Source organism: Stenotrophomonas sp. AG209, assembly GCF_003550055.1.
Lineage (GTDB): Bacteria > Pseudomonadota > Gammaproteobacteria > Xanthomonadales > Xanthomonadaceae > Stenotrophomonas.
On the sequence record NZ_QXDB01000001.1, the window covers coordinates 2,002,590 to 2,021,922 of the forward strand.

Genomic DNA, 19,333 nt, shown 5'->3' on the forward strand with positions numbered 1-19,333 from the left:
CGCGGGGCTGATGCCCCGCGTTGTTCAACCGTTTGAGCGGGGCGAGCCCCGCTCTACGAGCGCTGGATTACCAGCTGCCGGTGGTCTTGAACTCGGCGATGCCCTTCTTGAAGGCACCTTCGATGTCGTTGTCCCAACCGCCGGTGGCGTTGACCTTGCTGATCAGCTCGCCCTGGGTGTTGGCGAAGTGGGCGTGCAGGCCTTCTTCGAACGCCAGCAGCTTGTTGACCGGCACGTCGTCGAGGTAACCCTCGTTGACGGCGTAGATCGACAGCGCCTGGTTGGCGATCGACATCGGCGCGTACTGCTTCTGCTTCATCAGCTCGGTGACGCGCTGGCCACGCTCCAGCTGCTTGCGGGTCGCTTCGTCCAGGTCCGAGGCGAACTGCGCGAACGCAGCCAGCTCGCGGTACTGGGCCAGCGAGATACGGATGCCGCCCGACAGCTTCTTGATGATCTTGGTCTGGGCCGAGCCACCGACGCGCGACACCGAGATACCGGCGTTCACGGCCGGGCGGATGCCGGCGTTGAACAGGTCGGTTTCCAGGAAGATCTGGCCGTCGGTGATCGAGATCACGTTGGTCGGAACGAAGGCGGACACGTCGCCGGCCTGGGTTTCGATGATCGGCAGCGCGGTCAGCGAACCGGTCTTGCCGGTGACCTTGCCTTCGGTGAACTTCTCGACGTATTCCTCGGACACGCGGGCAGCGCGTTCCAGCAGACGCGAGTGCAGGTAGAACACGTCACCCGGGTAGGCTTCACGGCCCGGCGGACGCTTCAGCAGCAGCGAGATCTGGCGGTAGGCGACGGCCTGCTTGGACAGATCGTCGTACACGATCAGCGCGTCTTCGCCGCGGTCCATGAAGTACTCACCCATGGTGCAGCCCGAGTAGGCGCTGATGTACTGCATGGCAGCCGATTCGGAAGCGGTCGCGGCCACCACGATGGTGTGGGCCAGCGCGCCGTTCTCTTCCAGCTTGCGCACGATGTTGGCGATGGTCGAGGCCTTCTGGCCAATCGCAACGTACACGCACTTGATGCCGGTGCCCTTCTGGTTGATCACCGCATCGATCGCCATGGCGGTCTTGCCGGTCTGGCGGTCACCGATGATCAGCTCGCGCTGGCCACGGCCGATCGGGATCATCGAGTCGACCGACTTGTAACCGGTCTGCACCGGCTGGTCGACCGACTTGCGCCAGATCACGCCCGGAGCAACGCGCTCCACCGGAGCGGTCAGGTCGGTGCCCAGCGGGCCCTTGCCGTCGATCGGCTCGCCCAGCGCGTTCACGACGCGGCCCAGCAGTTCCGGACCGACCGGCACTTCCAGGATGCGGCCGGTGGTCTTGGCGACGTCGCCTTCGCGCAGGTTCTCGTAGTCACCCAGGACCACGGCGCCGACCGAGTCGCGCTCCAGGTTCAGGGCAAGTGCGAAGGTGTTGTTCGGCAGTTCGATCATTTCGCCCTGCATCACGTCGGCCAGACCGAAGATGCGCACGATGCCGTCGGACACGCTGGTCACGGTGCCTTCGTTGCGCGATTCCGCGGCCAGCTTGACCTTCTCGATGCGGTTCTTGATCAGTTCGCTGATTTCGGAGGGGTTGAGCGTGGTTGCCATCGTCAAGTCCTAGTGCCGGCAGCGGGGCCGGACGTTAAATGAATTCAGTTAGCGAGCGCGGTCTGCAGACGGGCCAGCTTGCCCTTCAGCGAACCATCGATGACCACGTCGCCGGCGTCGATCACGGCGCCGCCGATCAGCGAAGCATCGACCGCGGTGGTCACGTCGACCTCGCGGTTGAAGCGCTTGCGCAGCGCAACCTTGATCGCGTCCAGCTCGCCGGCCGACAGCTCGGAAGCCGAGGTCACCGTGGCCTTGACCACGTGCTCGGCTTCGGCGCGCAGGGCGTCGAACATGCCGGAGATTTCCGGCAGCAGCGGCAGACGATGCGATTCGGCCAGGATGGCCAGGAAGCGCGAGTAGGTCTCGCCGTGGGACACCGGCGCCAGCAGGGCGACGGCGTCGTCACGACCCAGCTCCGGGTTGGCGAGCAGGGCCGCCACGCGCGGGTCGGCGGCGACGTGGGCGGAGAACGCCAGGGCGTCCGACCACGGCGCGAACGCGCCTTCGTCGCGCGCGGTCGCGAACGCGGCGCGGGCGTACGGGCGGGCAAGCGTGAGGGCCTGGCTCATCCTTAGATCTCCGAGGCCAGCTCGTCGAGCAGCGCCTTGTGGGCGTTGGCGTCGATTTCGCGCTTGAGCAGCTTTTCGGCACCGGTCACGGCCAGCGCGGACACCTGCTTGCGCAGATCTTCACGGGCACGGTTGGCGGCGGCGTCGATTTCAGCCTGGGCCAGTTCCTTCTGACGGGTGGCTTCGGTGATCGCTTCGTTACGGGCAGCATCAACGATCTGGTTGGCACGCGCGTGGGCCTGATCGATGATCTCGTTAGCCTTGGTGCGGGCTTCCTTCAGCGCTTCGTTGACCTTCTCCTGCGCCTGGGCCAGATCTTTCTGGCTGCGGTCAGCAGCAGCGAGGCCTTCAGCAATCTTCTGCTGGCGCTCTTCGATCGCGTTCATCAGCGGCGGCCAGATCTTGGTCGCGATGATCCAGATCAGACCAGCGAAGGCCAGCGCCTGCGCAAGAAGGGTGAAATTGATATTCATGGTTAGCTCGATCGCTGGTTTCGGGGTGGACGCGCCGCCGTAGCGGCGCATCCGGCCTTCATCCGAAACCGGGTGCATCAGCACCCGGTCGTCTCAAACCGCTGTATCAGCCGGCCAGAGCCTTGGTGACGGCGCCAGCAAAGGCAGCCGACAGCGGGTTGGCGAAGGCCAGCAGCAGGCCAACGGCGACCGAGATGATGAACGCGGCGTCGATCAGGCCGGCGGTGATGAACATGCGGACCTGCAGGACCGGGATCAGTTCCGGCTGGCGGGCGGCCGACTCCAGGAACTTACCAGCCATGATGGCCAGACCCAGACCGGCGCCCAGCGCGGCCAGGCCGATCATGATGCCGACGGCAAGGGCGGTGGAGCTCTGAATCTGCGCGAAGTTGGTCAGGACGGCGAAGTACATGGTTATCTCCAGGAACTTAAGTTGCTAAGGGTGATGAAACGGATGAAGGTTGAAACGCGTTGAAGCTTGAAACTCAGTGAGCGTCTTCCGACAGGCTCAGGTACACGATCGACAGCATCATGAAGATGAAGGCCTGCAGCGGGATCACCAGCAGGTGGAACAGCATCCAGCCAAGGCCGAACACACCACCTGCGATGGCACCGAAGAAACCGGCACCACCCAGCACCCAGATCAGCAGGAACACGATTTCGCCGCCGAACATGTTGCCGAACAGTCGCATCGCCAGCGAGATCGGCTTGCTCAGCCACTCGACGATGTTGAGGATCAGGTTGAACGGCATCATCCACTTGCCGAACGGGGCCGTCAGGAATTCCTTGACGAAGCCGACCAGGCCCTTGGACTTGAGCGCGAAGAACAGCATCAGGAAGAACACGCTGATGGCCATGCCGAGGGTGGCGTTGACGTCAGCGGTCGGGACCGGCTTCCAGTAGTGAACGCCCACCCATTCCAGCGGCTTGGCGATGAAATCAGCCGGGATCATCTTCAGCAGATTCATCAACAGGATCCAGAAGAAGATCGTGATGGCGATCGGCGTGACCAGCTTGCTCTTGCCGTGGTAGGTGTCCTTGGCCTGGCGGTCGACGAACTCCAGGCAGATCTCGACGAAGGCCTGCCACTTGCCCGGCACGCCAGCAGTGGCCTTGCGGGTCCCCAGCCAGAACGCGACAACGATCACCAGGCCCATCAGGACAGCGGTGAGGAAGGTATCGACGTGGATATGCCAGAACATACCCTCACCCTTGCCGACCGGTGCGGTCAGGTTGTGCAGGTGATGCTGGATGTAGCTGGTAGGGGTTAGAGCCTCGCCCGCCATGTGTCCGGAACCTTCAGTTAATTGAATTCTGTCAACGCCTGGCCATGGCCAGGACCTGGAACATCAAGCCGACGGCGATACCGGCCAACAGCGCCAATGCAGGCAGCTTGAAGACCAGGAACCCCACCAGCAGGACGCCGAAAACCACGACCCACTTGGCTACGATCGCAATGATCAGGCGAGCCATCGCCGATCCTGCGGCCACCGCACCACCACCCAGTGCCATCCGTGCCGCAACCCAGCCACCGGCCGAAATGGCCACACCGGACGCCAGCGCGCCGAGGGCATATTTCGGACCCACCAGCAGGAAGGCCAGGGCCAGGACAGCGACCGCGGCCAGCGGGTAGACCGCGGCGCGCAGCATCAGTCGCCGACCCGCATCAACGGAGTTCAGCACAGGACGTCCCGCGTGGTTGCAAGTGGAGGGCTGAGGCGGCTACAGCAGGGGGGCCTCATCGAGCCGCCAAATTATAGCAATGGGACAATTTGCGAGACAACCGCTGCCTGTTCATCCCGGGAAGCCGCAAGTTGCGGTAACGGTTACATTTTTGCGTGCCACCCAGGGGACAATGACGTCCGCGTGATGCTGCACCGCAGTATTGAACTTTGGTCGCAGGCGCGGAACTTTCGCCGGATGCGCCGGTCCGATCTTGCGACCTGCCTGCAGCAACCTCGTCGACGCTCCGCCCCGCAGGTCCCACGATGGCCCCGAAGCCCGGCTCCGGGGCCATCTTTTTGCATCGTCGCGACAGCGCTGAACCGTGCACACCTCGTGGACCATACGTTCACGGATGGTGGACGTGCCTGTCCGGCACAGTGGTTTTCATTCTGATGAACCACTGCAAGGACTCTTCGATGCGCTCCGTACCCACCCTGCTCGCCCTCTCCCTGCTCGCCGCCGGTGCTTCGTTCGCCACTGCCGCCCATGCCGCCGAAGGCGATGACCGCTTCGCCATCCGCCTGGGTGCGATGAACATCGATTCGGACAACACGATCCGCGGCAAGACCAATGTGGCTGGCCAGGATGTCTCCCTGAACCAGGACTTCAAGCTGGGGGGCAAGGAATGGGAGCCGCGCATCGATGGCATGTTCCGCATCAGCAATCGCCAGCGCCTGCTGTTCAACTACTTCAAGTACGACAAGGACCGCCGCGAGACCCTCGACCAGGGCATTTCCTTCGGCGGTGAGAACGTGCCGGCCGGCAGCTTCGTGAAGGGTGAACTGAAGTACCAGGTGGCCAGCCTGGTCTACGATTACTCGGTCGTCGATACCGACACCTTCGACCTCGGCCTGCAGATCGGTGGCGAGTACGCCAAGGTCAGCACCAAGGGCTACGCCGACCTGGGCACCGTCTACGAAGGCCAGTTCCTCAACGAGAAGGCTGACGGCATCGCGCCGGTGGTGGGTGCGCGCATGACCTTCACCCCGGGCGAGCGCTGGATGATCACGCTGCAGGGCCAGTACCTGAACACGCGTTGGGGCAGCTTCGATGACTACAAGGGCGACCTGAGCCGCGCCAATGCCATCGTCGATTACCGCTTCACCAAGAACTTCGGTGTGTTCGCCGGCTACGACTGGTTCAAGCTGGACGTGGACAAGAAGGGCAGCGACGGCACTGTCGGCCTGAAGCAGGAATTCAAGGGCCCGGTGGCCGGTATCAGCTTCGTGTTCTGATCCCCCGCCCCTTCCACGGCATCCTCTCTCCTGGCGCGGCCTCCGGAACATCGGGGCCGCGTTTTTTGTGGGTTCCTGACAGGAGAGCAGAAGCGGGTTGGTCGAGCGCTGGAGAGAGCGGGGGCTGCGTGCGAATGTCCCCCGGCGCCGGCCTGCGGCCGACACCTCCTCCTTTACTTCGCACACAGCCCCCGCTCCCTCCGCGTGTCAGGCGTCCACGCGGCCCAGGCAATGGCTCTCGACTATCCGCAAGCCGAGTCGCTGCGTGGGTGGCGGGCATTTCGACAAAGTAAAGGAGGAGGCGACCGCCACAGGCGGGCGACGGGGGACATTTGTCGAAATGCCCGCCACCCGCGCAGCGGCCCCACCCTTTGCTGCAGCACTGATCGAAGAAAAAAAGCCCCGGCAGAGGCCAGGGCTTTTCGTTCGGAACGGCGCGGGCGCCTTACTTCTTCTTCGGCATGTACAGATCGGTGATCGTGCCGTCGTAGATTTCCGAGGCCATCGCCACCGATTCGCTCAGCGTCGGGTGGGCGTGGATGGTGTGGCCGATGTCCTCGGCTTCCGCACCCATCTCGATCGCCAGGCCGATCTCGGCCAGCAGGTCACCGGCATGCACGCCGACGATCGCACCACCGATGATGCGGTGGGTCTCTTCGTCGAAGATCAGCTTGGTGAAGCCCTCGGTGCGGCCGATGCCGATCGCGCGTCCACTGGCGGCCCACGGGAACTTGGCCACGCCGACCTTCAGGCCCTTGGCCTTGGCTTCGGTCTCGGTCACACCGACCCAGGCGATTTCCGGGTTGGTGTAGGCCACCGACGGAATCACACGGGCAACCCATTCCTTCTTGTGGCCAGCGGCCACTTCAGCAGCCAGCTTGCCTTCGTGCGTGGCCTTGTGCGCCAGCATCGGGTTGCCGACGATGTCGCCGATGGCAAAGATGTGCGGCACGTTGGTGCGCATCTGGCGATCGACCGGGATGAAGCCACGCTCGGTGACCTGCACGCCGGCCTTTTCTGCATCAATCTTCTTGCCGTTCGGCGAGCGGCCCACGGCCACCAGCACGCGGTCGAAGGTGCCCTGCGCCAGCGCAGGCGCCTGGCCTTCCTCGGCGGCTTCGAAGGTCACGGTGATGCCCTTGGCATCGGCGGTGACGCCCGAGGCCTTGGTCTTCAGGTGCACGTCGATGCCCTGCTTCTTCAGGCGGTCGGCCAGCGGCTTGACCAGGTCCTTGTCGGCGCCCGGCATCAGCTGGTCCATGAACTCGACCACGGTGACCTTGCTGCCCAGCGCACCGTACACGGTGGCCATTTCCAGGCCGATGATGCCGCCGCCGACAACCAGCAGCGAGCCCGGCACTTCGGCCAGCTCCAGCGCGTCGGTGGAATCCATCACGCGCTTGTCGTCCCACGGGAAGTTCGGCAGCTTCACCGCCTGCGAACCGGCGGCGATGATGCACTTCTGGAAGCGCAGCAGCTGGGTGCTGCCGTCAGCAGCAGTGATTTCCAGCTCGTTGGCCGAAACAAACCTGCCGACGCCCTGCACGTTGCGGACCTTGCGCTGCTTTGCCATGCCGGCCAGGCCCTTGGTCAGCTGGTTGACGACTTTTTCCTTGTACTCGCGCAGCTTGTCCAGGGTGATGGTCGGCTTGCCGAACTCGACGCCGAAATCACCGGCATGGGCCACTTCGTCGATCACCGCTGCGGCGTGCAGCAGGGCCTTGGACGGAATGCAGCCCACGTTGAGGCAGACGCCGCCGAGGCTGGCGTAGCGCTCGACCAGCACCGTATCCAGGCCGACGTCGGCGGCGCGGAAGGCGGCGGTGTAGCCGCCCGGGCCGGAGCCCAGCACGACCATCTCGCATTCGATGTCGGCCGGCTTGCCACTGGACAGCGCCGGCTTCGGCGCAGCCGGTTCGGCCGGGGCGCGGTGCGACGGAGTCACTGGCGGCTTGCTGGCCGGCGCGGCGGCCTTGGCCGGGGCTTCGGCGGCGCCTTCAGCGTCCAGCACCACGACCACGGCGCCTTCGGACAGGGTGTCGCCCAGCTTGACCTTGATTTCCTTGACCACACCGGCGGCCGAAGACGGCACTTCCAGGGTGGCCTTGTCCGACTCCAGGGTCACCAGACCCTGATCCTTCTTCACCGTATCGCCGACGGCGACCAACACTTCGATCACCGGCACATCGCTGTAATCGCCGATGTCGGGAACCTTGACTTCAATCGTGGCCATGGTGGGTTTTCCTCGTGCCCGCCCGGCGGTGCCGGTGGGCTGTCACTGCATCTGTTCACGCGGCCGCGCCAGGGGCTGCGGCCGCACGGTGGGGGCGAAGCGGTGCCTTACAGCAGCACGCGGCGCATGTCGGCCAGTACCTGCGACAGGTACGTGGTGAAGCGTGCGGCCAGGGCGCCGTCGATGACGCGGTGGTCGTAGCTCAGCGACAGCGGCAGCATCAGCTTCGGTGCGAATTCCTTGCCGTTCCAGACCGGCTGGATGGACGACTTGGAGACGCCGAGGATGGCCACTTCCGGTGCGTTGACGATCGGGGTGAACGCGGTGCCGCCGATGCCGCCCAGCGAGCTGATCGAGAAGCAGCCGCCGCTCATGTCGGCCGGGCCCAGCTTGCCGTCGCGTGCCTTCTTGGCCAGTTCGCCGGTTTCCTGCGCGATCTGCACCACGCCCTTCTTGTCCACGTCGCGGATGACCGGCACGACCAGACCGTTCGGCGTGTCGGCGGCAAAGCCGATGTGGAAGTACTTCTTCAGGGTCAGGTTTTCACCGCTGGCATCGAGCGAGGCGTTGAATTCCGGGAACTTCTTCAGCGCCGCGGCGCTGGCCTTGATCAGGAAGGCAAGCATGGTCAGCTTGATGCCGGCCTTCTCGTTCTCCTTGTTCAGCGCCACGCGCAGGCCTTCCAGGTCGGTGATGTCGGCCTGCTCGAACTGGGTGACGTGCGGGATCATGGCCCAGTTGCGGGCCAGGTTCGCACCCGAGATCTTCTTGATGCGCGACAGCGGCTGGACTTCGGTCTCGCCGAACTTGCTGAAGTCGACCTTCGGCCACGGCAGCAGGTTCAGGCCACCACCGGCGGCGACGGCGCCACCGGCAGCTGCCGGCACGCCACCGCTGAGCGCGGCCTTGACGAACTTCTGCACGTCACCCTTGGTGATGCGGCCACCCTTCTCGGTGCCGTTGATCTGCAGCAGGTCCACGCCCAGCTCGCGGGCGAACACGCGCACCGCCGGGGTGGCGTACGGCACCTTGGCCGGCAGCACGCCATCGGCGTTGAACTGCACCGGCGGGCTGCTCGGCGTACCGGCCGACGGCGCGGCAGCAACCGGAGCGGCGGCGGCAACCGGAGCAGCGGCCTGCGGGGCCTGCGTTGCAACCGCCGGAGCGGGCGCAGCGGCCTTGGCCGGTGCCGGCGCGGCAGCGCCCTCGGCTTCGATGATGGCAACCACGTTGCCCTGCGACAGGTTGTCGCCGACCTTGACCTTGATCTCCTTGACCACGCCGGCCACCGAGGACGGCACTTCCATGGTGGCCTTGTCGCTTTCCAGCGTGACCAGGCCCTGGTCCTTCTTGACCGTGTCGCCCACGGCGACCAGCACTTCGATGACCGGAATGCCGGCGTAGTCGCCGATGTCCGGCACCAGCGCTTCAACCGCGCCACCGCTGGCAGCCGGGGCGGCCGGTGCAGCTGCGGCCGGGGCCGGCGCGCTCTGGGTGGCGGCAGCCGGTGCAGCGGCCTTGGCCGGTGCCGGTGCGGCAGCGGCCGGCTTGGCAGCTTCGGCTTCGCCTTCGGCCACTTCGATCAGTGCCACGACCTTGCCTTCGGACAGGCTGTCGCCCACCTTGACCTTGAGCTCCTTGACCACGCCGGCCACCGAGGACGGCACTTCCATGGTCGCCTTGTCGCTTTCCAGCGTCACCAGGCCCTGGTCCTTCTTGACCGTGTCGCCGACGGCGACAAGCACCTCGATTACCGGGATATCGCTGTAGTCACCGATATCGGGGACAAGTGCTTCCTTGATTTCGGCCATGGGGATAACTCCGGCAATCTGGTGTAGGGAAACGTCTATTGTGCGGCCAGCGGGGTCCAGCGCCAACCGTTACAGGTGTTTTCAGTACGCACGCAGCCGGGACAGGCTGTTGCCCATGGGTCGTGGCTGCGACCAGTCGGTAGCGTATTGTCCGGACGATGTCCGCTTCATGTCGCCCGCGCGTCGGCCACCGGCTGCCACGCCTGGCGCAGGCGCGGCAACGACCACGCCGCATTGGCCGGGCTGGTCGACGGCAACGCGAGCACCTTCGGCGGGGCCTCCAGCCGCGGCAGCACCCAGCGCTGGAATGCCTGCAGTGACGCACCGCCATTGCAGCCGATCAGCGTCAGCTCAGGCAGCGTGGCGATCAGTTCTGGCAGTGCATTGGCCACTTCCGTACCACGCACGATGTCGGCATCCAGGCTGCCGCGTCGCTCGCAGCGCCCGATCACATCCCACAGGCCGATGCCCGCGGCGTTCAACGCCTGCAGCCGTTGCGCATAGGGCAGACCCGCGTCGAAACCGCAGATATCGGCCATCAGCGGCCAGAAGCGGTTGCGCGGATGCGCGTAGTAGCGCTGCTCCTGCAGGGATGCCACGCCTGGCATCGAGCCCAGCAGCAGTACCCGGCATGCCACGTTCACCTGCGCTTGCAGGCCAATGCACAACGTTGCTGTGCTCACATCTTCTCCAACTGCATGAATGTCAGCGACGGCCAAAAACCCCATGAATACAGGCATTCCGCACCCGTCGCTGAACAAGGAAAACTATTTTTTAACGTGCGTCGGATTCGATTCATGTTGGGGCGACTACGGTGTGCTCGCCCCGCAACCGGGGGCCCAAAACAAGAAACATTAGGAGATACCCCCATGCGCTCCATCCGTATCCTGAGTCTCGCCCTGCTGACCTCCGCCGCCTTCGCGCCGGCCGCTTTCGCCCAGGACAGCAGCACCACCGATACCGCTTCGGGCAAGCATTTTGCCGTTGTTGGCGGCATCTCGCTGCTGCAGCCGAAGAACGACCCGATCACCGGCGTGAAGAAGACCGACGGTGGCCCGGCGCCGACCGTCAGCTTCAGCTACTACATCAACGACAACTGGGCCGTTGAGCTGTGGGGCGCTGCCGACAAGTTCGACAACAAGTTCAAGGGCCCGAACAACGCCCGCCTGGGTTCGGTCGAGCAGCAGCCGGTCGCGCTGAGCGGCCAGTACCACTTCGGCCAGGCTGACAACGTGTTCCGCCCGTTCGTGGGCGTCGGCTACTACCAGTCGAGCTTCAGCAACGAGAAGCTGGGCAACGGCGCTGACACCGACATCCGCTTCAAGGATGCCAAGGGCGTGATCGGCACCGTCGGCGTCGACATGAACATCAACTCCACCTGGTTCGCCCGTGCTGACGCCCGCTACATGCGCGCCCGCCCGGACATCAAGGTTGGCGGCGAGAAGATCGGCGAAGCCAAGATGGATCCGTGGACCGTCGGCTTCGGCATCGGCGCCCGCTTCTGATCCAGGCAGCACCGCTTCACTGATGCAACGCGACGGGCCCTTCGGGGCCCGTCGTCGTTTCCGTCACCTGCGTTCTGTAGAGTCGAGCTTGCTCGACTGCCCTTTGTAGGGTCGAGCCATGCTCGACTGTACAGACACGGGGCGCGGAGACACGATGGACGATGTCGACCTGCTGGTGATCGGTGGCGGCATCAATGGCGCCGGCATCGCCCGTGACGCCAGTGGCCGTGGCCTGCGCGTGCTGCTGTGCGAACAGCACGACCTGGCCGCGCACACCTCCAGTGCCAGCAGCAAACTGATCCACGGCGGCCTGCGCTACCTGGAACAGGGCGAGTTCGGCCTGGTGCGCAAGGCGCTGGGCGAACGTGAGGTGGTCCGCCGGCAGGCCCCCCATCTGGTCCATCCGCTGCGCTTCGTGCTGCCGTGGGAACCGCACCTGCGCCCGCGCTGGATGCTGCGCGTGGGGCTGTGGCTGTACGACCATCTGGGCCGGCGCGGCCCCGCCTTCCCCGCGTCACGCGCACTGGAACTGCAACGCGATCCGCTCGGCCAGTGGCTCTCCCCAACGCTGCGGCAGGCCTTCAGCTACGCCGATGCGCAGGTCGATGACGCGCGACTGGTACTGCTCAACGCCCTGGATGCCGCGCAGCGGGGCGCACAGGTGCGGGTGCGCAGCCGCTGCACCGACCTGCACCCCGTGCAGGGCCGGTGGCGGGCCGTTGTGGAATCCGCCGATGGCCAGCCGCACCCCGTGAATGCACGCGCCGTGGTCAACGCGGCGGGCCCGTGGGCCGGGGGCCTGCTGGAACGGATGCAGGCGCGCAGCGGCGGCCCCGCGCTGCGCCTGGTGCAGGGCAGCCACATCGTGCTGCGCCGGCCCTGGCCCGATGACAGCGCCTGCCTGCTGCAGCAGCCCGACGGACGCGTGGTGTTCCTGCTGCCCTTCGCCCACGACCACCTGCTGGTGGGCACCACCGATACCGACTATCGCGGTGACCCGGCGCGCTGCAGCGTGCTGCCCTCCGAGGTGACCTACCTGTGCGAAGCGGCCAATCGCTACCTGCGTAACCCCATCGCCCCGGAGGAGGTGGTCTGGGCGTTCGCCGGTGTCCGTCCATTGCTGGCTGACCCGGATCCACGCGCAGCGAAGCTGAGCCGCGACTACCGCCTTCAGGTGCAGGTGGACCCGGCACCAGCGCTGCACGTACTGGGCGGCAAGCTGACCACCTACCGGGTGCTGGCCGAGGAGGCACTGGACCTGCTGCGCCCTGCCCTGCCACAGATGGGACCGGCCTGGACGGCGCGCGGAGACCCGCTGCCGGGCAGCGACTGGGGCGACGCCGCACAGGCAGGCTCGCACCTGCTGGCGCTGGCACCCTGGTTGCCCGCCGGTATCGCGCGACGCTGGGCCGGGGCCTATGGCAGTCGCAGCGCGGAACTGCTGCAGGGTGTACAGGGCCTGCACGATCTGGGCGAGGACTTTGGCGGCGGCCTGCATGCGCGCGAAGTGGACTTCCTGCGCGAACGCGAGTGGGCGTGCGACAGCGACGATATCCTGTGGCACCGGAGCAAGCTGGGGTTGCGGCTGGATGCTGCACAGGTGGCACGGCTACAGGCGTGGATGCGAGGTCGGATCCCTTTCCCACGGAATGGGCTCTGACCCCAGTGTTTCAACGTGTGCCAACCAAGGTTGGCAGCTACCTGGGCGGCCGCGAGCGACGCGACCGATGCATTAGGATTTCCCCATCGCTACCGGAGACGCTGCATGACGCCCCGCTACGTGCTGGCCATCGACCAGGGCACCACCAGTTCCCGCGCGATCCTGTTCGATCGTGCCGGCGACATCGTCGGCAGCGCGCAGCGCGAGTTCGCGCAGATCTTCCCGCACCCCGGCTGGGTCGAGCATGACCCGCGCGAGATCCTTACCAGCGTCTATGCCACGTTGACCGAACTGCTCAGCCGCGGGCAGATCGACCCGCGTCATATCGCCGCACTGGGCATCACCAACCAGCGCGAAACCACCGTGGTCTGGGACCGTGCCACCGGCCAGCCGATCCACAATGCCATCGTCTGGCAATCGCGGCAGAGCCACGCCATCTGCGAGCGGCTGAAGTCCGACGGGCATGAAGCGCTGATCCGCGAACGGACCGGCCTGCTGATCGATGCCTATTTCTCCGCCACCAAGGTGCGCTGGATCCTCGACCACGTGGAAGGTGCGCAGCAGCGCGCCGAACGTGGCGAGCTCCTGTTCGGCACCATCGACAGCTGGCTGGTGTGGAACCTGAGCGGTGGCCAGGCGCATGTGACCGACTACAGCAATGCTGCGCGAACGCTGTTGTTCAACATCCACACGCTGGACTGGGATGACGAGCTGCTGGCCCTGCTCGACATCCCACGCGCGATGCTGCCGCAGGTACGCGACTCCAGCGCGGTATACGCGCATACCCGGCCGCAGTTCTTCTTCGACCACCCGATCCCGATCGCCGGCATCGCCGGTGACCAGCAGGCGGCGCTGTTCGGCCAGGCCTGCTTCCAGCCGGGCATGGTCAAGAACACCTATGGCACCGGCTGTTTCATGCTGATGCATACCGGTGCGCAGGCGGTGCGGTCGCGCAACGGCCTGCTGACCACCATTGCCTGGGGCCTGGACGGACGCGTGGAGTACGCGCTGGAAGGCTCGATCTTCATCGCCGGCTCGGTGGTGCAATGGCTGCGCGATGGGCTGCGCATGATCGAACGTGCAAGTGACAGCCAGGCACTGGCTGCGCAGGTGCCCGACAGTGGCGGCGCTTACCTGGTACCGGCGTTCGTCGGCCTCGGCGCGCCCTATTGGCGCAGTGACGTACGCGGTGCGATGTTCGGGTTGACCCGCGGCACCCGCAAGGCGCACTTCGTGCGCGCCGCGCTGGAAGCGATGGCCTACCAGACCCGGGACGTGCTTGATGCGATGCAGTCCGATGCCGGTATCGCGCTGACCGAGCTGCGCGCCGATGGCGGTGCGATCGGCAATGACTTCCTGGCCGGTTTCCAGGCCGACATCCTCGGTGTGCCGCTGCTGCGGCCGCGACTGACCGAGACCACCGCGCTGGGTGCGGCCTACCTGGCCGGTCTGGCGGTGGGGTTCTGGACCAGCCGCGAACAGATCGCCGCGCAGTGGGGCCTGGACCGGCGTTTCGAGCCACAGATGGAGGTGGCCCGGCGCGAGAAGCTGTATGCGGGATGGCAGCAGGCGGTGGCCGCCACCCTCGCCTTCCACGTCGATTGAGGGTAGTGCCGGCCGCTGGCCGGCAACCCCATGATGTCTGGGGGAGCGCCTGGAGATTGCCGGCCAGCGGCCGGCTCTACCACATGGCCAGATGCAGTCAGAACGCCGGCAGCACCGCGCCCTTGTACTTGGTCTCGATGAAGGCCTTCACCTGTGGGCTGGTCAGGGCCTTGGCCAGCTTCTGCACGCGGGCATCGTCCTTGTTGTCCGGGCGCGCGACCAGGAAGTTCACGTACGGCGAGTCCTTGCTCTCGATCGCCAGCGCATCCTTGGTCGGGTTGAGGCCGGCATCCAGCGCGTAGTTGGTATTGATCAGGGCCAGATCGACCTGGTCCAGCACGCGCGGCAGCATCGCCGAGTCCAGCTCGCGGAACTTCAGGTTCTTCGGGTTGGCGATGATGTCGCGCTGGGTCGACAGTGCGTTGGTCGGGTCCTTCAGCTCGATCACGCCGGCCTTGTGCAGCAGGATCAGCGCGCGGCTGTTGTTGCTGGGGTCGTTCGGGATCACCACGTCGGCGCCTTCGCGCAGCTCGGCCAGCGACTTGACCTTGCGCGAGTACGCACCGAACGGCTCGATGTGCACGCCGATCACCTTCACCAGGTCGGTCTTGCGGTCACGGTTGTAGGCATCCAGGTACGGCTCGGTCTGGAAGTAGTTGGCATCCACCTGCTTCTGCACCAGCTGGTCGTTGGGCTGCACGTAGTCATTGAACACGCGCACGTCCAGGTCCACGCCTTCCTGCTTGAGGATCGGCTTGACCACCTCGAGGATCTCGGCATGCGGCACGGCCGTGGCGGCCACCACCAGCTTCTGCGAGGGCTCGCCGGACTTGCCGCAGGCGGTCAGGGCCAGCGCAGCGGCGAGCAGGGGCAGCAACAGGGTCTTCTTCATGGGGGATTGGATTCTCGGGGGGAATGTCAGGATTTTTCGTAGTTGCTCAGGGCCAGCTCAAGCAACGCCTTGGCCTGCTCGCGCAGCATCATCGGCTCGACGATCTCGGCATCCGAGCCGTAATGCAGCACATCCATCAGCAGCTCGCGCGAGACGCTGTACGGCACCTTCAGCTCATAGCGGCCGTCGGCCAGGAAGCGGCCCTGCTGCTTGGAATGCCAGTGCTCGTCGGCCACCCAGCGCGCGGCCTTGGCGCTGAACAGGATGGTCGCCCACCCCTTCGGCGCGCCAGAGAAGATGCCGTAGCTGGCGCCGAGCTGCTCGTCCAGCTCGCTGTCGGCGACATCGCGCGCGGTGCTGTCGACCACCCGCGCCTTGTGGATGCGGTCCACCGCGAAACTGCGCAGGGCGTCGCGGTCATGGTCCCAGGCATCCAGGTACCAGTTGTCGCGATAGTGGGTCAGGCGCTGCGGTGAGACGGTGCGCTTGGTCGGCTCGTCGGTGGAACGGGCGCGGTACTCGAACGCCAGCTGGCGGCGCTCCAGCACGGCCGACGCGACGCTGCGGAAGCTGCCTTCGTCGAACTTGCGGCCTCGGTGCGGAATCACCCGCACGCGGTCGACCGGCCAGCTGGACACGCCGGCCTGGGCCGCCAGCAGGCTCTCGATGCGTTGCTGCAGCGGTGCCAGCACCGACGACAGCACACCACCGCCGGTCCGCGCCAGCAGGTGCTGCGAGGCCAGCAGGGCATGCAGCTCCTCCGAGCTGAGCCACAGGCCGGGCAGCTCGAAACGGTCGCTCTCGTCAGCCTGGTAGCGGAAGCCCGCCTCGCCGTCGCCCTCGATCGGTGCCATCAGCGCATCGCGCAGGAAGGCCAGGTCGCGGTAGACGGTGGCGCGGGAACAACCGAGCTTGTCCTGCAGGGTCGCCACCGTCACCGGATAGCGCGCGGACTTGAGCAGACGATGCAGGGCGGTGATGCGTTCGTATCGGTCCATACCCCCGATTATGTCCGAGTCGCGGGTCTTGTGTGGGACGTTTGGGCTATCGTGGTCGCCCCCACCCCCATGGAATACCCGATGCGCCGGTTGCCTGCCCTGTCCCTGCTGGCCTGCCTGCTGCTGGCCGCCTGTGATCGCGCGCCGGCGCCGGCCAGCACCGGGACCCCGGTACCCGTCGCCGATCCGGCGCAGGCGGTGCTGGGCGCCAGCCAGCGTTTCGCGGCCCTGCGCAGCTTCCACGCCGAACTGGAGGTGCTGGGCGCACCGCAGCCGGTGCGCAGCGCCATGGACTTCGTCGCGCCCGATCGTTTCCGGGTGGAGACGCCGGCGGGGCCGCAGACCATCATCGGCGACACCATGTTCCTGCAGGCCGACGGCGCGATCCGCCAGGTGCCGACCCCGCCCGGCCTGCTCGAGCAGTGGCGCAACCCGCTGCCGGCCGATGCCCTGCCCGCCGACCTGAAGGCCGAAGACCTCGGCAGCCAGGCGCTGGACGGGGTCGAGACCCGGCACTACCGGCTGCGTGATGCGCAGCCCGGCGAACGCCTGGAGTACTGGGTGGATACCCAGGGCCTGCCACGCCAGATCGTGCGCAGCGGCAGCAGCAATGGCCGCAGCTTCCAGCTGCGCCTGCGCTATTCGCGCTTCAACGACCCCGCACTGCGTGTCGATCTGCCCTGAATAGGCGATCGCGGCAACGTTCGCTGAAGCGCGCATTGGATCGATTCGGACCGCCATCACGCTTCCAGTATCATCACCGGCTGTTAACCGTTTCGGAGAAGCCTCGATGTCCCTGCGCGTGTCCCTGCTGATCCCCCTGCTGCTGTGTGCGCCGCTCGCATACGCACAGGATGCCTCCGAGCTGGCGGCGATGTCCTCGCCGTGGAGCGGCAGTGGTGGCGAGCTCGGCTTTGCCTCGGCACGCGGCAACAGCAGCACCGAGAGCTTCAACGGCCGCCTTCGCCTGCGCTACACCGACGGCGACTGGGTGCACAGCATGGACCTGTTCGGCCTGCGCTCCAGCTCCAAGGTGACCGAGACCAACGACGACGGCACCACCACCCGCCGCAACAACACCACCGCCAACCGCTACACGGGCAGTGCCGGCAGCGCGCTGCAGCTGGGCGAGCACCGCCAGCTGACCGCCACGGTGCGTACCGAGCGCGACGACTTCGCCACCTACGACCGCCAGAGCTCGTTCGGTCTGGGTTACGGCACCCGCCTGTGGAACACCGAGCGCTTCTCGTTCGACGCGCAGATCGGCCCCGGTGTGCGCCGTACCCACAGCACCGAGGACGACCGCACCCGCACCGGCCTGATCGGCCGTGGCCTGTTCGACATGAAGTACTCGCTGACCGACAACACCGACCTGGTCAACACGCTGCTGGTCGAATCCGGTTCGTACAACACCTTCGGCCAGAACGACTTCGGTGTCTCTGTCAGCATGAACGAGCACCTGGCACTGAAGGCCGGCTGGCAGGCGCGTTACAACAGTGACGTTGCTGTGGACAAGCGCAAGACCGATACGCTGACCACGATGAACGTGGTCTACAAGTTCAAATAAGCAGAACGGGCGCCGAGGGCGCCCGTTCTGCTTCCGGTAGTGCCGGCCGCTGGCCGGCAACTGCATTCAACTGGGGCACGAGGTTGCCGGCCGATGGCCGGCACTACCTGCGATGGATCAGACGTTCAGCAGTTCGCCGGCACCGGCGTCCAGCAGCATCTTCGCCACGCGCTGGCCCAGCGCCTCCGGATCCCGGGCCGGGCCCACCGCCTCGGCGCGCACCGCACGACCATCGCTGGCACTGCCGACCAGGCCCTGCAGGTGCAGGTCGTCGCCCTGCCACTGCGCGATCGCCGCCACCGGCACGTGGCAGCTGCCGTGCAGCGCACGGTTCATCGCCCGCTCGGCTTCCACGCAGGCGCGCGTAGCTGCGTCATCAAGCGTGGCGAACAGCGCCATCAGGCGCGTATTGCCACCGTCGCACTCCACCGCCACCGCGCCCTGCGCCGGTGCCGGCAGCCACTGCGGCGGTTGCAGGCGCGCGACGATGCGCTCGCCCAGGCCCAGACGCTCCAGGCCGGCCACGGCCAGCACGATGGCGTCGTAGCCACCATTGTCGAGCTTGGCCAGGCGGGTGTTGACGTTGCCGCGCAGGTCCAGCAATTCCAGATCCGGGCGCAGCGCGCGCAGCTGGGCCTGGCGGCGCAGCGACGAGGTGCCGACCCGCGCACCGATCGGCAGCGCGTCCAGCGAGGCGTACAGGTTGGAGACGAAACCATCGGCCGGATCGTGGCGGGTCAGCATCGCCGGCAGCGCGAAGGGTTCATCCAGTTCCATCGGCACATCCTTCAGCGAGTGCACGGCGCAGTCGGCCTCACCGCGCAGCATGGCCAGCTCCAGCTCCTTCAGGAACAGGCCCTTGCCACCGATGGCGGCCAGCGAGCGGTCCAGCACCTCGTCACCGCGGGTGCTCATCGGCACCAGTTCCACATGCAGGCCGGGATGGGCCTGGCGCAGGCGGTCGGCGACGTGTTCGCTCTGCCAGAGGGCGAGCGGGCTCTTGCGGGTGGCGATGCGGACGGTTTCCATCCGGTCATTATCGCGCCTTCGGCGCGGATACGGCCAACGGCGGAGCCCCTCGTGGCTGCTGCATCGGCTGGATCTATGGCGCTTGGCCGGGGCGGTGGGGTCACGCGGGGACGCCGTAAACCCGTCCTTGGGGGCTTGGCCGCGGCATCCATGCCGCGGACACCCCGCCTGCCCCCACCGCCCCGGCCTCTGACAGTTTCCGTGCGCGTCAGCCACGGAAGATCAAAAGAAAAAAAAGCAGAAGCAAAAGCAACAGCCGACGGCTTCCGGGGTCAGATCCCTTTTCCGCAGGAAAAGGGATCTGACCCCTCTTTCCAAGCCGATAACACCAATGCTCTTGCTGTCCGATGCAGTGAAGAACGAGAGGGTTGGGCCGGGGTGGGGTGACGGGACCGTTGGCGCCATGGATGGCG

General features: G+C 66.2%; 18 protein-coding genes. 6 read left to right on the top strand and 12 right to left on the bottom strand.

All coding sequences use genetic code 11. The features are described 5' to 3' along the window. Positions 1–67: 67 nt before the first annotated feature. The 6 genes from atpA to DFO63_RS09325 form a co-directional block, all read right to left on the bottom strand. A complete protein-coding gene (atpA, locus tag DFO63_RS09300) occupies positions 68–1,615 on the bottom strand; it encodes a F0F1 ATP synthase subunit alpha (protein WP_014038567.1) in 1,548 nt (515 codons plus the stop codon). Between the two features lie 44 nt (positions 1,616–1,659). Further along, positions 1,660–2,187 carry a F0F1 ATP synthase subunit delta gene (locus DFO63_RS09305; RefSeq protein ID WP_032129048.1) on the bottom strand — a complete coding sequence of 176 codons (528 nt, stop codon included), beginning with the start codon at positions 2,185–2,187 and terminating at the stop codon, positions 1,660–1,662. Between the two features lie 2 nt (positions 2,188–2,189). Further along, positions 2,190–2,660: a F0F1 ATP synthase subunit B gene (locus DFO63_RS09310; RefSeq protein ID WP_005419512.1), complete on the bottom strand. Its 471-nt coding sequence runs from the start codon at positions 2,658–2,660 to the stop codon at positions 2,190–2,192. A gap of 106 nt (positions 2,661–2,766) precedes the next feature. Next, complete coding sequence (atpE, locus tag DFO63_RS09315) at positions 2,767–3,072, bottom strand: F0F1 ATP synthase subunit C (protein ID WP_005411133.1); 306 nt, start codon at positions 3,070–3,072, stop codon at positions 2,767–2,769. 73 nt (positions 3,073–3,145) lie between these two features. Next, positions 3,146–3,946, bottom strand: coding sequence for a F0F1 ATP synthase subunit A (atpB, locus tag DFO63_RS09320; RefSeq protein WP_014038569.1), 801 nt, complete (start codon positions 3,944–3,946; stop codon positions 3,146–3,148). A gap of 31 nt (positions 3,947–3,977) precedes the next feature. Next, positions 3,978–4,343 (bottom strand): hypothetical protein, encoded by a 366-nt coding sequence (locus DFO63_RS09325; RefSeq protein WP_014648497.1) that lies wholly within the window; start codon positions 4,341–4,343, stop codon positions 3,978–3,980. Positions 4,344–4,801: 458 nt separating this feature from the next. On the opposite strand from DFO63_RS09325, the gene DFO63_RS09330 reads away from it, so the two are divergent. Continuing rightward, positions 4,802–5,620 (top strand): hypothetical protein, encoded by an 819-nt coding sequence (locus tag DFO63_RS09330; RefSeq protein WP_049445989.1) that lies wholly within the window; start codon positions 4,802–4,804, stop codon positions 5,618–5,620. A 445-nt stretch (positions 5,621–6,065) separates the two neighbouring features. Here the strand turns inward: DFO63_RS09330 and lpdA are convergent, their stop codons facing one another. From lpdA to DFO63_RS09345, 3 genes are all read right to left on the bottom strand, one after another. Then, positions 6,066–7,853 (bottom strand): dihydrolipoyl dehydrogenase, encoded by a 1,788-nt coding sequence (gene lpdA, locus DFO63_RS09335; protein WP_119006801.1) that lies wholly within the window; start codon positions 7,851–7,853, stop codon positions 6,066–6,068. 107 nt (positions 7,854–7,960) lie between these two features. Continuing rightward, positions 7,961–9,664: a dihydrolipoyllysine-residue acetyltransferase gene (gene aceF, locus DFO63_RS09340; protein WP_101766121.1), complete on the bottom strand. Its 1,704-nt coding sequence runs from the start codon at positions 9,662–9,664 to the stop codon at positions 7,961–7,963. 167 nt (positions 9,665–9,831) lie between these two features. Beyond that, the gene (locus DFO63_RS09345) at positions 9,832–10,347 is read right to left on the bottom strand and encodes a DNA-deoxyinosine glycosylase (protein ID WP_101766122.1); all 516 of its coding nucleotides are present in this window, start codon (positions 10,345–10,347) and stop codon (positions 9,832–9,834) included. A 186-nt stretch (positions 10,348–10,533) separates the two neighbouring features. Here DFO63_RS09345 and DFO63_RS09350 point away from each other — a divergent pair, with 186 nt between their 5' ends. The 3 genes from DFO63_RS09350 (at position 10,534) to glpK (ending at position 14,434) form a co-directional block, all read left to right on the top strand. Then, positions 10,534–11,169 (top strand): OmpW family outer membrane protein, encoded by a 636-nt coding sequence (locus DFO63_RS09350; protein ID WP_014038574.1) that lies wholly within the window; start codon positions 10,534–10,536, stop codon positions 11,167–11,169. Between the two features lie 154 nt (positions 11,170–11,323). After that, complete coding sequence (glpD, locus tag DFO63_RS09355; protein ID WP_119006802.1) at positions 11,324–12,829, top strand: glycerol-3-phosphate dehydrogenase; 1,506 nt, start codon at positions 11,324–11,326, stop codon at positions 12,827–12,829. A 105-nt stretch (positions 12,830–12,934) separates the two neighbouring features. Beyond that, the gene (gene glpK / locus DFO63_RS09360; RefSeq protein ID WP_101766124.1) at positions 12,935–14,434 is read left to right on the top strand and encodes a glycerol kinase GlpK; all 1,500 of its coding nucleotides are present in this window, start codon (positions 12,935–12,937) and stop codon (positions 14,432–14,434) included. Between the two features lie 97 nt (positions 14,435–14,531). Here glpK and DFO63_RS09365 read toward each other — a convergent pair whose 3' ends face one another. Continuing rightward, positions 14,532–15,326 carry a MetQ/NlpA family ABC transporter substrate-binding protein gene (locus DFO63_RS09365; protein WP_014038577.1) on the bottom strand — a complete coding sequence of 265 codons (795 nt, stop codon included), beginning with the start codon at positions 15,324–15,326 and terminating at the stop codon, positions 14,532–14,534. Between the two features lie 26 nt (positions 15,327–15,352). Then, on the bottom strand, positions 15,353–16,324 hold the full coding sequence (locus tag DFO63_RS09370) for a YafY family protein (protein WP_014038578.1): 972 nt from the start codon (positions 16,322–16,324) through the stop codon (positions 15,353–15,355). An 81-nt stretch (positions 16,325–16,405) separates the two neighbouring features. Here DFO63_RS09370 and DFO63_RS09375 point away from each other — a divergent pair, with 81 nt between their 5' ends. Continuing rightward, positions 16,406–17,008 (top strand): hypothetical protein, encoded by a 603-nt coding sequence (locus DFO63_RS09375; protein ID WP_049445987.1) that lies wholly within the window; start codon positions 16,406–16,408, stop codon positions 17,006–17,008. Positions 17,009–17,114: 106 nt separating this feature from the next. Beyond that, a complete protein-coding gene (locus tag DFO63_RS09380) occupies positions 17,115–17,891 on the top strand; it encodes a DUF481 domain-containing protein (protein WP_049445907.1) in 777 nt (258 codons plus the stop codon). 117 nt (positions 17,892–18,008) lie between these two features. On the opposite strand, the gene hemC is transcribed toward DFO63_RS09380, so the two are convergent. Next, positions 18,009–18,920: a hydroxymethylbilane synthase gene (hemC, locus tag DFO63_RS09385; RefSeq protein WP_101766125.1), complete on the bottom strand. Its 912-nt coding sequence runs from the start codon at positions 18,918–18,920 to the stop codon at positions 18,009–18,011. Between the last annotated feature and the right edge of the window lie 413 nt (positions 18,921–19,333).

Excerpts from the sequence above, each read along its gene's own strand:
- atpA (WP_014038567.1), bottom strand. The coding sequence starts at position 1,615 with ATGGCAACCACGCTCAACCCCTCCGAAATCAGCGAACTGATCAAGAAC.
- DFO63_RS09305 (WP_032129048.1), bottom strand. The coding sequence starts at position 2,187 with ATGAGCCAGGCCCTCACGCTTGCCCGCCCGTACGCCCGCGCCGCGTTC.
- DFO63_RS09310 (WP_005419512.1), bottom strand. The coding sequence starts at position 2,660 with ATGAATATCAATTTCACCCTTCTTGCGCAGGCGCTGGCCTTCGCTGGT.
- atpE (WP_005411133.1), bottom strand. The coding sequence starts at position 3,072 with ATGTACTTCGCCGTCCTGACCAACTTCGCGCAGATTCAGAGCTCCACC.
- atpB (WP_014038569.1), bottom strand. The coding sequence starts at position 3,946 with ATGGCGGGCGAGGCTCTAACCCCTACCAGCTACATCCAGCATCACCTG.
- DFO63_RS09330 (WP_049445989.1), top strand. The coding sequence starts at position 4,802 with ATGCGCTCCGTACCCACCCTGCTCGCCCTCTCCCTGCTCGCCGCCGGT.
- lpdA (WP_119006801.1), bottom strand. The coding sequence starts at position 7,853 with ATGGCCACGATTGAAGTCAAGGTTCCCGACATCGGCGATTACAGCGAT.
- aceF (WP_101766121.1), bottom strand. The coding sequence starts at position 9,664 with ATGGCCGAAATCAAGGAAGCACTTGTCCCCGATATCGGTGACTACAGC.
- DFO63_RS09350 (WP_014038574.1), top strand. The coding sequence starts at position 10,534 with ATGCGCTCCATCCGTATCCTGAGTCTCGCCCTGCTGACCTCCGCCGCC.
- glpD (WP_119006802.1), top strand. The coding sequence starts at position 11,324 with ATGGACGATGTCGACCTGCTGGTGATCGGTGGCGGCATCAATGGCGCC.
- glpK (WP_101766124.1), top strand. The coding sequence starts at position 12,935 with ATGACGCCCCGCTACGTGCTGGCCATCGACCAGGGCACCACCAGTTCC.
- DFO63_RS09365 (WP_014038577.1), bottom strand. The coding sequence starts at position 15,326 with ATGAAGAAGACCCTGTTGCTGCCCCTGCTCGCCGCTGCGCTGGCCCTG.
- DFO63_RS09370 (WP_014038578.1), bottom strand. The coding sequence starts at position 16,324 with ATGGACCGATACGAACGCATCACCGCCCTGCATCGTCTGCTCAAGTCC.
- DFO63_RS09375 (WP_049445987.1), top strand. The coding sequence starts at position 16,406 with ATGCGCCGGTTGCCTGCCCTGTCCCTGCTGGCCTGCCTGCTGCTGGCC.
- DFO63_RS09380 (WP_049445907.1), top strand. The coding sequence starts at position 17,115 with ATGTCCCTGCGCGTGTCCCTGCTGATCCCCCTGCTGCTGTGTGCGCCG.
- hemC (WP_101766125.1), bottom strand. The coding sequence starts at position 18,920 with ATGGAAACCGTCCGCATCGCCACCCGCAAGAGCCCGCTCGCCCTCTGG.